Below are 14,789 nucleotides of genomic sequence, written 5' to 3' on the forward strand. Positions count from 1 at the left end.
CCTGTCCCCCACCCCGACGCCGTACGGCTTCGGCTGCCGCGTCCCCGCGGGCACCGCACGGCATCGGCCGCCTGATCTCTACATATGAGCCGCCCTTCGGTCTCGGTCACCCTTCACTCGTCGCACCCCTCTCACCGATCGCACCAGCCCCACCCACCTCACTCGCCGCTCCCATCAGCGGCGCCAACTCACCTGCTCCGCTCACGTGCTCCGCCGCGTCACGTACTCCGCCAGCGACAGAAGCCCTCCCGCCGCCTCCGGGTCCGGAACGGCCCGGGACAGGTGCTGCAGGGACCTGGCCATCCGGTCGGCGGCCTGGACCTGGGCCCAGTCACGCCCGCCCGCCCGCTCGACGGCGAGGACCGTACGCTCCAGATCGCCGTCGCGGTACGGAGCCCGGTACAGCTCGGCCAGTTCGGCCGCGGCCGGTGTGCCGGAGGCGAGCGCAGCGACCACGGGGAGGGACTTCTTGCGGGCCATGAGGTCCGCCCCGGCCGGCTTGCCGGTGCGGCTCGGGTCCCCCCAGATGCCGATCACGTCGTCGATGAGCTGGAAGGCGAGCCCGGCCTCCCGCCCGAACGCGTCGAGAGCGTCGACGTCCTCCTCCCCGGCCCCCGCGTACAGCGCCCCGAGCGCGCACGCGCAGCCGAGCAGTGCCCCCGTCTTGGCCTCGGCCATGTCGAGCACCTCGTCGAGCGTGACGTCGTCGGGACCTCGACGCTCCATCGCGGTGTCCGTGTGCTGGCCCGCGCACAGTTCGACGACACAGCTCGCGAGCCGCGCCGCCGCCGCCGAGGACGCCGGATGCGGATCCTCGGCGAGCAGCCGGTGGGCCAGCGCCTGCAGGGAGTCCCCGGCGAGAACCGCGTCGGCGTCCCCGAACACCGCCCACGCGGTGGGCCGGTGTCTGCGGGTGGTGTCCCGGTCCATCACGTCGTCGTGCAGCAGGGTGAAGTTGTGCACCAGCTCCACCGCGGCGGCGGCCCGTACGGCCGTCTCCTGCTGTCCGCCGAGCGCCCGGACCGCGGCCAGCACGAGCGCGGGCCGGATCGCCTTGCCCGAGTTCCCCGCCGCGGGGCTGCCGTCCGCGTGCTCCCACCCGAAGTGGTAGAGCGCGATCCGGCGCAACGGGCCGGGCAACGACTCGACGGCCCGGCGCAGTTCGGGGTCGACCGACGCCCGGGACCTCTCCAGGATCCCGGCGGCCTCCTGCCCGTCGGGCGAACCCCGCCGCCCGCCGGGCACGCCACCAGGCACCGGCTCTCCCCGCGCTTCCGGTCCTTCCACGGCCGGCAGCGGGCTCTGTTGCGTCTCCGTCATGAGCTCACCCACGGATCCGCCTCGCAGAGCGCGCGGACGGTGGCGGTTCCGCCGGCAACGGGCGCGTACCCCTTCGGTCCCCCCGCACCGGCGGACGGGTACACGGCGCGCGCCGTACGGGACGTCACCTCCAGCGGCCGATCTCGACGTTCTCCAGGACCCCGAGTGCGTCGGGCACCAGGACCGCGGCCGAGTAGTACGTCGTCACCAGGTAGGACATGATCGCCTGCTCGCTGATGCCCATGAACCGCACGGACAGGCTCGGCTCGATCTCGTCCGGGATGCCGGCCTGCTGGAGCCCGATGACGCCCTGGTCGGCCTCGCCCGTACGCATGGCGATGATCGAGGTCGTTCGGGCCTCGGTGACCGGGATCTTGTTGCACGGGAAGATCGGCACGCCGCGCCAGGTGGGAATGCGGTTGCCGCCCATGTCGATGGTCTCCGGGACGAGCCCCCTCTTGTTGAGCTCGCGGCCGAACGCGGAGATCGCGCGCGGGTGGGCGAGCAGCAGCTTGGTGCCGCGCCGCCTGGTGAGCAGCTCGTCCAGGTCGTCCGGGCTGGGCACGCCGTCGTGCGGCTGCAGCCGCTGGTCGTACTCGCAGTTGTTGAGCAGCCCGAACTCCCGGTTGTTGATGAGCTCGTGCTCCTGGCGCTCCTTCAGCGCCTCGACCGTGAGCCGCAACTGCTGCTCGGTCTGGTTCATCGGCTGGTTGTAGAGGTCGGCCACGCGCGTGTGGATGCGCAGCACGGTCTGGGCGACGCTGAGCTCGTACTCGCGCGGTGCCGCGTCGTAGTCGACGTACGTCCCCGGGATGGCCTGCTCTCCCGTGTGGCCGGCGGCGAGGTCGATCTCCTTCTCGCCGTAGTTGTTGGCGCGCTGCGTGGGAATCGCGCGCAGTTGCTGAAGGTGCTCGCGCAGGGACTCGGAGCGCTCGGCGATCTGGTCGAGGTCCTGGCGGGGCAGCGCGAGGACCGTGCAGGCCGTGACCGCGCGGGCCGTGTACTCCCAGATCGCCTCCGGGTCGGTGATCGCCTGCTCTCCGAAGTAGGCGCCGTCGGCGAGGACGCCGAGAACCGCGTCGTCCCCGTACGGACCCGTGCCGATCTTCTCGACCTTGCCGTGTGCGAGCAGGAACACCTCGTCGGCCTGGCTGCCGAAGGAGGCGAGGACGTCTCCCGGGTCGAACTCCCGCTGCTGGCAGCGCTGTGCGAGCTCGGCGAGCACCTCCGAGTCCTCGTAGGTCCGCAGGGCCGGCAGTTCGCCGAGCTCCGCGGGGATGACCTGGACTCGGTCACCGGTCTTCACGAACGTCACGCGACCGTCGCCCACCGAGTAGCTGAGCCTGCGGTTCACGCGGTATGTGCCGCCCTGCACGTTCACCCACGGCAGCATGCGCAGCAGCCATCGTGAGCTGATCTCCTGCATCTGTGGCGCGGACTTGGTGGTCGTGGCCAGGTTCCGCGCCGCGGATGTGCCGAGACTCTTCTGCGGCTGATCCTGGTCCGCGCGGATCTCTTCGCCTACCGACATGAAATTGCCCTCCCCATCGTGCAATGAGCTGCACCGAGAACACTTCCATCACGGACCGTGCCGGTGCTATTACACGAAAGAGGGGGAATGGATCTTCGAAAGCAGGGCATAACGGAGGGCCCCGCCCGGGCCGACAGGTCCTGGCGACCGGCCGGCCCGGCGGCGTGGATCTTCCCGATCGCATTCCGATCGCTTTCCCATCGCTTCCCGGCCGCTTCCCGATCGGGAACTTCAAGATCGGGCCGCCCGTTGAACCGGCAAAACGGACGAACGCAATACGGACGAACGACGAGGAGAAGGCAATGGCAGGCTTCCTGGACCGCGCCAAGGAACAAGCACAGCGCGGCCTCACGCAGGGCAAGCAGAAGCTCGACGACGTCCAGGCACAGCGGGCGGGCGGCGATCTGCTGAAGAGCCTGGGCGCGGCCTACCTCGCGGAGCGGCGCGGCAGCGGCTCTCCGCAGGCCACGCAGCAGGCTCTCCAGGCCCTGGAGAGCCACATCGCGACGCACGGGGACGGCTTTCTGCGCGCCTGAGGCGGTCCGCGCGTGCCGCTGACCCGCTGACGGGATTGGCTCGCACGCCGTGCGAAGAAGTGGCTCCGACCGGAGAGATCCGGGTACAAGCTGCGGTACGAGACGGCCGCGCTGGGCGGCCGTCGCGGCCTGTAAGGAGGCGGCCATGGCCCCACCCATGTCCGCGGGCAGCTTTTTGAGCCGGCTCAAAGCGGAAGGGCTCACCGCCGTCGAGGTCGGCGACTGGGAGCATCACAACCGCAATCACAAGGGCCCGTGGGGCCCGGTCCACGGCGTGATGATCCACCACACGGTGACATCGGGCAGTCAGCGCACGGTCGAGCTCTGCCGTGACGGCTACAGCGGCCTGCCCGGCCCGCTGTGCCACGGTGTCATCACCAAGGACGGCAGAGTCCACCTCGTCGGCTACGGCCGTTCCAACCACGCGGGCCTGGGCGACGACGACGTCCTGCGCGCGGTCATCGCCGAGAAGGCCCTCCCGCCGGACAACGAGGCGAACACCGACGGCAACCGCCACTTCTACGGCTTCGAGTGCGAGAACCTCGGCGACGGCGAGGACCCCTGGCCCGAAGCCCAGCTCGACGCCATCGAGCGCGCCGCGGCAGCGGTCTGCCGCCACCACGGCTGGACGGCACGCTCGGTCATCGGCCACCTCGAATGGCAGCCGGGCAAGATCGACCCCCGCGGCTTCACGATGGCGGCCATGCGGGACCGCATCCACGAGCGACTGAAGTAGCGCCCTCGTGGCGGGCCCGCGCCGCCGGTGCCACCGTGACTCTGCCCCGCTCGGACACGTGTCCGACAATGGGTGGGTGATCAGCCCCGAGCCCTCCGAGACACCCGAGAGCCCCGAAGCGCTCGGCCTGGGCGCCCTGCGGCCACGGCTGCCGTCCCCGGTGCGGGAGGCCGTGGACGAGCGGTTCGCGCGGCACGGCGTCCAGCTGCTGCTCAAGCGGGACGATCTGATCCACCCGGAGCTGGTCGGCAACAAGTGGCGCAAGCTCGCCCCGAACCTGCGGGCGGCGGCGGGCCGCACGGTCCTCACCTTCGGCGGCGCGTACTCCAACCATCTGCGGGCCACCGCCGCCGCGGGCCGCCTCCTGGGCCTGCCCACCGTCGGCGTGGTCCGCGGCCAGGAGCTCGCCGACCGCCCGCTCAACCCGTCCCTGGCCCAGTGCGCGGCCGACGGCATGCGATTCCACTTCGTCGACAGATCGACGTACCGCCGCAAGAGCGAGCCGAAGACGCTGGCCGCGCTCCTTCGCGCGTGCGCCGCCGAGGACGCGTACGTGATCCCGGAGGGCGGCAGCAACTCCCTTGCCGTGCTGGGCTGCCGGGCCCTCGGCGAGGAGCTGCGCGACCACGGCGGTGTCGACGTGGCCGCGGTCGCCTGCGGCACGGGCGGCACCTTCGCCGGCCTGGCCGCCGGCCTCGGCCCGGGCCGGCGCGCCCTCGGCATACCCGTCCTCAAGGGCGGCTTCCTCGACGCGGAGATACGTACGCTCCAGGACGAGGCCTTCGGCGGCCCGCGCGGCGACTGGTCGCTCGACGACCGCTTCCACTTCGGCGGTTACGCACGTACGCCACCCGAACTCGAAGCGTTCGCCGCCGACTTCGAGCAGCGCCATGGCCTGCCCGTGGAGCGTCTCTATGTCGCCAAGTTGCTGTACGGACTTGTCGCCCTCGCCGAGGAGAACGCGTTCCCGCGCGGGACGACGATCGCGGCGGTCGTCACCGGCAGCCCTCACCCCCGGACCGCCGACCGGTTCTAGGCCTGCTCCAGGCCCTGGTCGGGGCTGCTCCAGGCCCTACGTCGCCTCGCGGAACGCCGCCGCCTCCTCCAGGTCCAGGCGTCGCAGCAGTGTCCGGAGCATCTCGTCGTCGATGTAACGGCCGTCCCGGAGCCTCACGAACATCTCCCGCTCGGCGCCGATCATCTCGCGCGACAGCCGCCGGTACGTGTCGTCGACGGTCTCCCCGGTCACGGGGTTCACGGTCCCGAGCCGCTCCCACACGGCGTTGCGGCGACGCTCCAGGACGGAGCGGAGCCGGTCGGCGAGCGGCGGCGGCAGCGCGTTGCGCTCGTCGTCGAGGAGTTCGTCCAGGCGGCGTTCCGCGGTCCGGGACGCCTGCGCCTGGGCGTTCGCCTCCGCGAGCGTCTCGGCCTGCCGGTCCCGCTCGGGCAGCTTCAGCAGCCGGACCAGCGGGGGCAGCGTCAGCCCCTGCACGACCAACGTGCCGATCACCGTCGTGAAGGTCAGGAAGAGGATCAGATTGCGGCCCGGGAAGTCCTCCCCGCCCTCCGCGGTGAGCGGGATCGAGAAGGCGATGGCGAGCGAGACCACGCCTCTCATCCCGGCCCAGCTGATGATGAAGGGCCCCTTCCAGGTGGGGTTGTCCTCCCGTTCCCGGATCCGTTTGGACAGGATGCGCGGCAGGAAGGTCGCGGGATAGACCCATACGAAGCGGGACACGACGACGACCAGGAAGACGGCCACCGCGTACCAGGCGGCACTCACTCCCTCGTACTCGTCGAGGCCCTTGAGGACGATCGGGAGCTGCAGGCCGATCAGTGCGAAGACCGCCGACTCCAGGATGAACGCGACCATCTTCCACACCGCCTCCTCCTGGAGCCGTGTCGCGAAGTCGACCTCCCAGTTGCGGTGCCCCAGATAGAGCGCGACGACGACCACGGCGAGCACTCCGGAGGCGTGCACCTGCTCGGCGACCGCGTACGCGAAGAACGGGATCAGCAGGGACAGGGAGTTCTGGAGCAGCGCCTCCTTGAGGTGCGTGCGCAGCCAGTGGAGCGGCACCATCAGGACGACGCCGATGCCGATGCCGCCGATCGCCGCGAGCAGGAACTCGCCGATGCCGCCCGCCCAGGTCGCGCCCTCGCCGACGGCTGCGGCGAGCGCCACCCGGTAGGCGGTGATCGCGGTCGCGTCGTTCACCAGGGACTCGCCCTGGAGGATCGTGGTGACCCTGGAGGGCAGCCCGACCCGGCGCGCCACCGCCGTGGCCGCCACCGCGTCCGGCGGCGCCACGACCGCGCCGAGCACCAGTGCCGCCGTCAGCGACAGGTCCGGCACGATCATGTAGGCGGCCCAGCCGACGACGAGCGTCGCGAAGAGCACGTACCCGACCGACAACAGTGCGACCGGCCTGAGTTGCGCCCGCAGATCGAGGTACGAGCTGTCCGTGGCCGCCGTGTAGAGCAGCGGGGGCAGCACCAGCGGGAGCACCACGTCGGGGTCGAGGGTGTATTCGGGGACCCCGGGCAGGTACGAGACGATCAGGCCCGCGGTGACCAGCAGCAGCGGCGCGGGCACCGGGGTACGGCGGGCCGCGCCGGCGACAACCGCGCTGCCCGCGACCAGCAGGAGGAGGGGCATCACATGCATCAGCTTCGGCCCACCTTCGTTTCGGCGCGGATTCGCGCACGCCCGACGTAATCTGGCAATCATGAAACAGTGCACGCACGCCCACGCGCTGCCGCATCCAGAACCCGAGCCACTGAGCGAGACCTGCCTGGAGTGTCTGGCGGCCGGCTCGCACCCCGTGCAGTTGCGACTGTGTCTCATCTGCGGAGACGTGGGCTGCTGCGACTCGTCGCCGCTGCGGCACGCGACGGAGCACTTCAAGAAGACGGGACACCCGATCATGCGCACGTTCGAACCCGGAGAGAACTGGCGCTGGTGCTTCGTCGACCACGTACTCGTGTGACGAGGGATCCGGACGGTTCGACCCTCTGACCGTTGGGTACGTCAACCCGGCGCGCGCTCTTCCCAATTGGGCCCGCAGACCCCTAGCCACTGTGCGTATCCATAGGTTTACTATGAGTGACAGCAAGGGGTTGGGGTCCCGGGGACAGGAAACCTGAGAGCGCGATAGCGTCACCGCTGAACCACGTTGCGCGTTACCCCGGGGGGCGACCCTCGGCCCCCGAAAGAGCTTGTACCACCTTGGAGGTGAGGGTGTCCCAGATCGCAGGCGAGCCCGCGACCCAGGACTTCGTGGAAGTCCGGCTGCCGGCTGCGGGTGCCTACCTGTCGGTGCTGCGCACGGCCACAGCCGGCCTCGCGGCGCGTTTGGACTTCACCCTCGACGAGATCGAGGACTTGCGCATCGCCGTGGACGAGGCATGCGCGATCCTGTTGCAACAGGCGGTGCCGGGCTCAGTGCTCAGCTGTGTCTTCCGCCTGATCGACGACTCGCTCGAGGTGACCGTCTCGGCCCCGACCACCGATGGCCATGCCCCCGCGCGGGACACCTTCGCCTGGACCGTGCTGTCGGCCCTCGCCGGCAAGGTGTCCTCCTCGGTGGCCGACGACAAAACCGTTTCGATCAGCCTCTACAAACAGCGCGGCGCGGGACCCGGGCCGGCGTGAGGAACGGGGACGGGCCGGTGCGGGACGAAGAGCGCGGCACACGGGAACTTCCCGGCAAGGGCGAGGACGGCCCGACCGGGCCTCGGCGTCTGGCGGAAGGTGTCGACGGCATCCCCGAGCAGCAGGCCCGGCCGCATCCGGAGGACATCGCCTCCGCGGCGGCCGAAGAAGCGTCTCAGCGGGAAGAGCCGGTCGGCAAGGACGGGCGCGAGGCGCTCTCCGACAGTGACGGGCGACAGGATCCAGACGTTGCCGCGCAGCGGGGGCCCCCCCGGACGGAGTCTGGGGGGACGTCCTCGGAAGGGCGGCGGCGGGTGACGGGCGGGATCATGAGCGAGCAGCACGAGCACGAACGAAATGCCGACAGCGGCACGTCGGGTACGCAGCACGACCCCCACGACCGCGCCGGAGCGCGGGCCAGGTTCATCGAGCTGCGCAAGCTGGACCCCGCCGGCCCGGAGTACGCGGAACTGCGCAACCGGCTGGTCCGGATGCATCTGCCGCTCGTGGAGCACCTCGCGCGCCGCTTCCGCAACCGCGGTGAGCCGCTGGACGACCTCACGCAGGTCGCCACCATCGGTCTGATCAAGTCGGTCGACCGCTTCGACCCGGAGCGCGGCGTCGAGTTCTCGACGTACGCGACTCCGACGGTGGTCGGTGAGATCAAGCGGCACTTCCGCGACAAGGGCTGGGCGGTGCGTGTGCCGCGCCGGCTGCAGGAGTTGCGGCTGGCTCTCACCACGGCGACGGCGGAGCTCTCGCAGCGGCACGGCCGCTCGCCCACGGTCCACGAGCTGGCCGAGAAGCTGGGCATCTCGGAGGAAGAGGTCCTGGAGGGCCTGGAGTCGGCCAACGCCTACTCCACGCTGTCCCTGGACGTCCCCGACACCGACGACGAGTCCCCGGCGGTCGCGGACACACTGGGCGCGTACGACGAGGCCCTGGAGGGCGTCGAGTACCGCGAGTCCCTCAAGCCCCTCCTCGAGGACCTCCCACCACGCGAGAAGCGGATCCTCCTCCTTCGCTTCTTCGCCAACATGACCCAGTCCCAGATCGCCCAGGAGGTGGGCATCTCCCAGATGCACGTCTCCCGCCTGCTGGCCCGCACCCTGGCCCAGCTGCGGGAGAAGCTGCTGGTGGAGGAGTAACAGGCCGCGCCCCTGCCACAGGGGCGCGGACACCAAGCGGTCCTCTTTCAAGAGGCGCGGAGCTGTATCGATGTGCGGCTCCGCCGCGTAGGTGCGAACAGCCACAGCGGGCCCGCGGACTCAGTACGCCCTCAGCGCACCCGGGCTACCAGCACCCCGGCTCACGGCCCACCCGCGCTACTTCGACTCCCGTACCCCACCCGGCCCGGTGATCCCCAGGGCCCTGGTCGTCTCCGGATTCACGATCAGCACCAGCGCCGCGACAGCCACCACCGCCAGGGCGATCCCCCCGGGAATGGCGAGACTGTCGGCCTGAAGCAGGTTGTACGCGACGGGCAGCGCCATGATCTGCGTGATGATCGCCGGCCCCCGGCTCCACCCGCGCCGCAGCAGCAGCCCACGCGCGGCCAGCAGCGGAAGCAGCGCGAGGACGATCAGCGTCACGCCTCCCGTGACGGCCTGGCTGCGGTCGTCCGGGTGCCCCGTGAGACCCATCACCAGCATGTAGCCGCCGCCGACCACAAGAGCGAGCCCCTCCAGCGCGGCGAGCGCCGCCGCGACGGTCAGCCGCGTGGGTCGGGGTTCGGCGTCGGAGGTGTCCGGGGTCGATTTCTGCTCAGAACTCACCCCTGAAGGGTAGCCCTCGCCCCGTACCCGCCAACGGCCCCGGGGCACCCACCGGAACCTGCTGTGTGGTGCCCCTCACACCTGATCCTTACCTCGGTATGGGCCGAGTACCACGCGGTAGGTACGCTGCATCGCATGCGTGCACTTCTCGTGGTCAATCCGGCAGCAACCACCACAAGCGCGCGCACGCGTGACGTCTTGATCCACGCACTGGCGAGCGAGATGAAGCTCGAAGCGGTCACCACCGAGTACCGCGGGCACGCCAGGGACCTCGGCCGGCAGGCCGCGGAGAGCAAGGACATAGAACTGGTCGTGGCCCTCGGCGGCGACGGCACGGTCAACGAGGTCGTGAACGGTCTGCTGCACGGTGGCCCCGACCCGGACCGGCTGCCCGGCCTCGCCGTCGTCCCCGGCGGCTCCACCAATGTCTTCGCGCGCGCCCTCGGCCTGCCGAACGAGCCCGTGGAGGCCACCGGCGCCCTCCTGGACGCGTTGCGCGAGGGACGGCAGCGCACGGTGGGGCTCGGCCTCGCCGCGGGCACCCCGGGCAGTGAGGACGAAGGCGTCCCCGCCCGCTGGTTCACCTTCAACGCGGGCCTCGGCTTCGACGCCGGAGTGGTCGGCCGTGTCGAACAGCACCGCGAGCGCGGCAAGCGCTCCACGCACTCCCTCTACCTGCGCCAGGCGATGCGCCAGTTCTTCGGGGAGACCCACCGCCGCCACGGCACGATCACGCTGGAGCGACCCGGCGCGGACCCGGTGACCGATTTGGTGCTGTCGATAGTCTGCAACACCTCTCCGTGGACGTATCTGGGCAATCGCCCGGTGTACGCGTCACCTAAGGCCTCGTTCGATACCGGGCTCGATGTACTCGGTCTCAGCCGCATGTCGACGACCGCGGTTGCCCGGTATGGCACCCAGTTGCTCACTTCGTCCCCCGAACGCGGACCCCATGGGAAGCATGCGGTGTCCTTGCACGACCTGACCGACTTCACCTTGCATTCGAAGGTCCCACTCCCCCTCCAGATGGACGGCGACCACCTAGGGCTGCGTACGAGCGTGACGTTCACAGGCGTTCGTCGTGCACTGCGTGTGATTGTGTGAGCGGAACGGGCTAAAGTCCTTCCACTCGAACGTTTAGGCCAGGATCCACCCCATGGAAGTACGGCTGTGACCTAGTCGACACCGAGGAATCAAAAAAAACTTTCCGGTAGGGGTTGTATCCGCCGCTGAGGTTTGCGAGTCTCTTTGTGGCGCTCGGGACGGGCCGCAACATCGCCCCCACAGAGCGCCGGAACCCCTCCTCAATTCACAGGACCACACCAGTCCGTCTGGTAGTCGGCCCTTCACTTGTTGAGGGATTCGTGAAAGCGTTCACATTCACAAGCAACGTGCATGTAATACCAAGGAGAGGTAGCAGCCATGGACTGGCGTCACAACGCCGTTTGCCGCGAGGAAGACCCCGAGCTCTTCTTCCCCATCGGCAACACCGGTCCTGCGCTGCTGCAGATCGAGGAAGCCAAGGCCGTCTGCCGTCGCTGCCCCGTCATGGAGCAGTGCCTGCAGTGGGCGCTCGAGTCCGGCCAGGACTCCGGCGTCTGGGGTGGTCTCAGCGAGGACGAGCGCCGCGCCATGAAGCGCCGCGCCGCCCGCAACCGGGCTCGCCAGGCATCCGCCTGACAACCCACCCCACACGGCCCTGAGCTTGGCGGCGCGTACAGCGAGTACGCATATCCCGCCCCCGAGCCGCAGCGCGCAGTACCCCCCGATGCGCAGATAGCAACGAACACGATGAGCCCCGGACCGGAAAACGGTCCGGGGCTCATTGCTGTTTGCGGCTGCGTCTTCGTGGGGTGCCCGGCGACCGCAGGCCACGCCCGGCGACTCGTGATGATTACGCAGCGTGTGCGTGGAGTAATGGTGTGGATTGCCGGTGCCTCACTTGTGGGGGACCACCGGGATGTCCAGGACGACCTGCGTTCCGCGCTCGGGGGCGCGGACCATGTCGAAGGTTCCGCCCAACTCCCCCTCCACCAGCGTCCGTACGATCTGCAGGCCCAGGTTGCCCGAGCGGTGCGGGTCGAAGCCCTCGGGCAGACCGATGCCGTCGTCCTGGACGGTGACCAGGAGGCGGGCCTCCTTGGTGCTGCCGCCGCGGACCGCGGACACCTCGACCGTGCCGCGGTCGCCCTCCCGGAAGCCGTGCTCCAGCGCGTTCTGCAGGATTTCCGTGAGGACCATGGAGAGCGGGGTCGCGACCTCGGCGTCGAGTATGCCGAAGCGCCCGGTGCGCCGGCCGACGACCTTGCCCGGGGAGATCTCGGCGACCATGGCGAGCACCCGGTCGGCGATCTCGTCGAACTCGACGCGCTCGTCCAGGTTCTGGGAGAGCGTCTCGTGCACGATGGCGATCGACCCGACCCGGCGCACGGCCTCTTCGAGCGCCTCACGGCCCCGGTCGGACTCGATACGGCGGGCCTGGAGGCGGAGCAGGGCCGCGACCGTCTGGAGGTTGTTCTTCACCCGGTGGTGGATCTCCCGGATGGTGGCGTCCTTGGTGATCAACTCGCGCTCGCGGCGCCGCAGTTCGGTCACATCACGCAGGAGTACGAGCGAACCCACCCGTGTGCCCTTGGGTTTGAGCGGGATGGCGCGCAGCTGGATCACGCCGTCGGGGCTCTCGATCTCGAACTCACGGGGCGCCCAGCCGCTGGCGACCTTGGCCAGCGCCTCGTCCACCGGGCCGCGGGACGGAGCGAGTTCGGCTGTGGTCTTGCCGAGGTGGTGGCCGACCAGGTCGGCGGCGAGGCCGAGACGGTGGTACGCCGACAGCGCGTTCGGTGACGCGTACTGGACGATGCCCTCCGCGTCCAGCCGGATCAGGCCGTCACCCACCCGCGGCGAGGCGTCCATGTCGACCTGCTGGTTGGGGAACGGGAAGGAGCCCGCCGCGATCATCTGCGCGAGGTCGGACGCGCTCTGCAGATAGGTGAGTTCGAGCCGCGAGGGGGTGCGCACGGTGAGGAGGTTGGTGTTGCGGGCGATGACGCCCAGGACGCGACCCTCCCTGCGCACGGGGATCGACTCGACCCGGACAGGAACCTCCTCGCGCCACTCCGGGTCGCCCTCGCGCACGATCCGGCCCTCGTCCAGGGCCGCGTCCAGCATGGGGCGGCGGCCTCGCGGGACGAGGTGGCCGACCATGTCGTCCTGGTACGAGGTGGGGCCGGTGTTGGGCCTCATCTGGGCGACCGAGACATAGCGGGTGCCGTCACGGGTGGGAACCCACAGGACGAGGTCCGCGAAGGAGAGGTCGGAGAGCAGCTGCCACTCCGAGACCAGCAGGTGCAGCCACTCGAGGTCGGAGTCACCGAGGGCGGTGTGCTGGCGGACGAGGTCGTTCATGGAGGGCACGTGTGCGAGCGTACCCGCCGGGTGCGACATGCTCCGAAATCGGCCACCCGCGCGGGCCCGGAAACACCCGCGGGCCGCGGCGCCTGAGAGGGACCCTCAACCCTCCCGGCACCGCAGCCCGGAGCAACATCGGCCGCGGGCTGTGCGGTCCCGTTCGGCCGAAGGATGAGGATCCGGTGCAGTCAGGGCAGAGAGCGCCGGCTCCTCGGTCCGTCTTCCTGTGCGGGGAAGACGGAGGCTTGGTCATACGGACGGCTTGATCATCAAGTTGCGTTCTCAAGCTTTGTACGATTGTGGACTAGACCACTCTCGACTGTCCATGCGTTGGCGGATGTTTGTTGTTGTCTCTTTATCCAACAACTCACGTCCTACATCCACCACGCAGCCTATCCCCGAGCGGTTCACGAGCGGGGCCAGATTCTCATGGCGAGTTCGGCGAGTGCCTCCAGCTCTTCCTTGGTGGCGCCGTCGCGGGCCTGCTGGGACATGCCCTGGATCATGGCGCCGGTGTGCCGGGCCAGGGCTGCCGCGTCGACGTCCGCAGGGAGCTCACCTGCGGCGACGCCGGACCTGATGCGGCTCTCGATGGAGGCGATGTTCGCGTTGCGCCGCTCGCGGAGGGACTCCTCCACCTCCGAGGTCGTGCAGTTGGTGGCCGCGTGGACGATCAGGCAGCCGTGCGGGCGGCCCGGCTCGGTGTACTCGGCCGCGGCCTCGCGCAGCATCCGCTCGACCCCGGCCCGGGCCGTCGGCTCCTCGGCGAAGGCCCGGTCGCCGAACGAGCCGTACCGCTCGCCGTACTCCCGGACGACCTCGTAGAAGAGCGAGCGCTTGTCGCCGAAGGCCGCGTAGAGGCTGGGGGCGCCGATGCCCATGACCTGGGTGAGGTCCGAGACGGAGGTCGCCTCGTATCCGTGCTCCCAGAAGGCGAGGATCGCCTTCTCCAGCGCGGTCTCGCGGTCGAAGGAGCGGGGACGACCGCGGGGCTTCGAGGCCTGGCCGGCGGCGTCCTTGATGTCGTGGCTGCTCACCATGGAGTGAATTGTATAGCGGGTGCTAGAGAAATGTCCGCGGCTCGTTGTACGGTCTTTTTGTAGCGACCACTAGACAAATGAGAAGGGGGCGCCGACATGGGCGTGCTCACGGGCAGGACGGCACTCGTCACGGGGGCGAGCAGGGGCATCGGACGCGGGATCGCCGAGCGGCTCGGACGCGACGGGGCACGGGTCGGGGTGCACTACGGCAGGAGCGAGGCTGCCGCGAAGGAGACGGTGGCGACGATCGAGGCGGCCGGCGGCTCGGCGTTCGCGATCCGCGCGGAGCTCGGGCTGCCGGGGGACGCGGCGACCCTGTGGGAGGAGTTCGACCGGCACGCGGACGGGCTGGACATCCTGGTGAACAACGCGGGGATCGGTTCGACGCCATCGATCGAGGAGATAGACGAGGAGACGTACGACCAGGTCTTCGCGGTGAACGTGAAGGCGCCGTTCTTCGTCGTCCAGCACGGCCTGGGGCGCCTGCGCGACGGCGGCCGGATCGTCAACATCTCCTCGGGGCTGGCACGGACCGCGGTCTTCCCCCATCTGATCGCCTACGCGATGACGAAGAGCGCCCTGGACGTCTTCTCCCGGGACCTGTCCAAGGTGCTGGGCGCCCGCGGTATCACCGTGAACTCACTGGCACCGGGCATCGTCGACACCGACAACACGGCCGAGCTGCTGCACGGCAGTGCCGACGGGTGGGCGAATGCGGCGGCGGTATCGGCGCTCGGCCGGGTGGGCGAGACCGCCGACATCGCCGACGTGGTGGCGTTCCTCGCCTC

General features: G+C 69.9%; 15 protein-coding genes. 9 read left to right on the top strand and 6 right to left on the bottom strand.

The features are described from left to right. Positions 1-201: 201 nt before the first annotated feature. A complete protein-coding gene (locus AOK17_RS29715) occupies positions 202-1,320 on the bottom strand; it encodes a family 2 encapsulin nanocompartment cargo protein polyprenyl transferase (RefSeq protein ID WP_107102531.1) in 1,119 nt (372 codons plus the stop codon). Between the two features lie 124 nt (positions 1,321-1,444). Beyond that, positions 1,445-2,851 (bottom strand): family 2B encapsulin nanocompartment shell protein, encoded by a 1,407-nt coding sequence (locus tag AOK17_RS29720; protein WP_055615657.1) that lies wholly within the window; start codon positions 2,849-2,851, stop codon positions 1,445-1,447. Positions 2,852-3,153: 302 nt separating this feature from the next. Between AOK17_RS29720 and AOK17_RS29725 the strand changes: the two genes are divergently transcribed. The 3 genes from AOK17_RS29725 (at position 3,154) to AOK17_RS29735 (ending at position 5,159) form a co-directional block, all read left to right on the top strand. After that, positions 3,154-3,387 (top strand): hypothetical protein, encoded by a 234-nt coding sequence (locus tag AOK17_RS29725; RefSeq protein WP_055615658.1) that lies wholly within the window; start codon positions 3,154-3,156, stop codon positions 3,385-3,387. A 145-nt stretch (positions 3,388-3,532) separates the two neighbouring features. Further along, positions 3,533-4,123 (top strand): N-acetylmuramoyl-L-alanine amidase, encoded by a 591-nt coding sequence (locus tag AOK17_RS29730; RefSeq protein WP_079053347.1) that lies wholly within the window; start codon positions 3,533-3,535, stop codon positions 4,121-4,123. Between the two features lie 79 nt (positions 4,124-4,202). Continuing rightward, positions 4,203-5,159, top strand: a complete 957-nt coding sequence (locus AOK17_RS29735; protein ID WP_055615666.1) for a 1-aminocyclopropane-1-carboxylate deaminase/D-cysteine desulfhydrase — start codon at positions 4,203-4,205, stop codon at positions 5,157-5,159. A 36-nt stretch (positions 5,160-5,195) separates the two neighbouring features. On the opposite strand, the gene AOK17_RS29740 is transcribed toward AOK17_RS29735, so the two are convergent. Next, a complete protein-coding gene (locus AOK17_RS29740; protein ID WP_055615660.1) occupies positions 5,196-6,791 on the bottom strand; it encodes a Na+/H+ antiporter in 1,596 nt (531 codons plus the stop codon). 61 nt (positions 6,792-6,852) lie between these two features. Here AOK17_RS29740 and AOK17_RS29745 point away from each other — a divergent pair, with 61 nt between their 5' ends. From AOK17_RS29745 to AOK17_RS29755, 3 genes are all read left to right on the top strand, one after another. After that, positions 6,853-7,113 carry a UBP-type zinc finger domain-containing protein gene (locus tag AOK17_RS29745; RefSeq protein WP_055615661.1) on the top strand — a complete coding sequence of 87 codons (261 nt, stop codon included), beginning with the start codon at positions 6,853-6,855 and terminating at the stop codon, positions 7,111-7,113. Positions 7,114-7,364: 251 nt separating this feature from the next. Beyond that, the gene (locus tag AOK17_RS29750) at positions 7,365-7,778 is read left to right on the top strand and encodes an ATP-binding protein (RefSeq protein WP_055512819.1); all 414 of its coding nucleotides are present in this window, start codon (positions 7,365-7,367) and stop codon (positions 7,776-7,778) included. Beyond that, entirely contained in the window at positions 7,775-8,926 is a 1,152-nt protein-coding gene (locus tag AOK17_RS29755) for an RNA polymerase sigma factor SigF (RefSeq protein WP_079053348.1), read from the top strand. The genes AOK17_RS29750 and AOK17_RS29755 overlap by 4 nt, the downstream gene beginning before the upstream one ends. A gap of 177 nt (positions 8,927-9,103) precedes the next feature. On the opposite strand, the gene AOK17_RS29760 is transcribed toward AOK17_RS29755, so the two are convergent. Beyond that, positions 9,104-9,553 (bottom strand): hypothetical protein, encoded by a 450-nt coding sequence (locus tag AOK17_RS29760; protein WP_055615662.1) that lies wholly within the window; start codon positions 9,551-9,553, stop codon positions 9,104-9,106. A gap of 135 nt (positions 9,554-9,688) precedes the next feature. Between AOK17_RS29760 and AOK17_RS29765 the strand changes: the two genes are divergently transcribed. Further along, on the top strand, positions 9,689-10,657 hold the full coding sequence (locus AOK17_RS29765) for a diacylglycerol/lipid kinase family protein (protein WP_055615663.1): 969 nt from the start codon (positions 9,689-9,691) through the stop codon (positions 10,655-10,657). 318 nt (positions 10,658-10,975) lie between these two features. Further along, entirely contained in the window at positions 10,976-11,233 is a 258-nt protein-coding gene (locus tag AOK17_RS29770; RefSeq protein WP_016639615.1) for a WhiB family transcriptional regulator, read from the top strand. 258 nt (positions 11,234-11,491) lie between these two features. On the opposite strand, the gene AOK17_RS29775 is transcribed toward AOK17_RS29770, so the two are convergent. Together AOK17_RS29775 and AOK17_RS29780 are read right to left on the bottom strand one after the other, a co-directional pair. Beyond that, complete coding sequence (locus tag AOK17_RS29775) at positions 11,492-12,967, bottom strand: sensor histidine kinase (RefSeq protein WP_055615668.1); 1,476 nt, start codon at positions 12,965-12,967, stop codon at positions 11,492-11,494. A 401-nt stretch (positions 12,968-13,368) separates the two neighbouring features. Further along, a complete protein-coding gene (locus AOK17_RS29780; RefSeq protein ID WP_055615664.1) occupies positions 13,369-14,001 on the bottom strand; it encodes a TetR/AcrR family transcriptional regulator in 633 nt (210 codons plus the stop codon). Between the two features lie 96 nt (positions 14,002-14,097). Between AOK17_RS29780 and AOK17_RS29785 the strand changes: the two genes are divergently transcribed. Further along, the coding region (locus AOK17_RS29785; RefSeq protein ID WP_055615665.1) for an SDR family NAD(P)-dependent oxidoreductase at positions 14,098-14,789 on the top strand (692 nt) is incomplete at its 3' end.

It is taken from the genome of Streptomyces phaeochromogenes, assembly GCF_001418655.1.
GTDB classification, from domain to species: domain Bacteria; phylum Actinomycetota; class Actinomycetes; order Streptomycetales; family Streptomycetaceae; genus Streptomyces; species Streptomyces phaeochromogenes.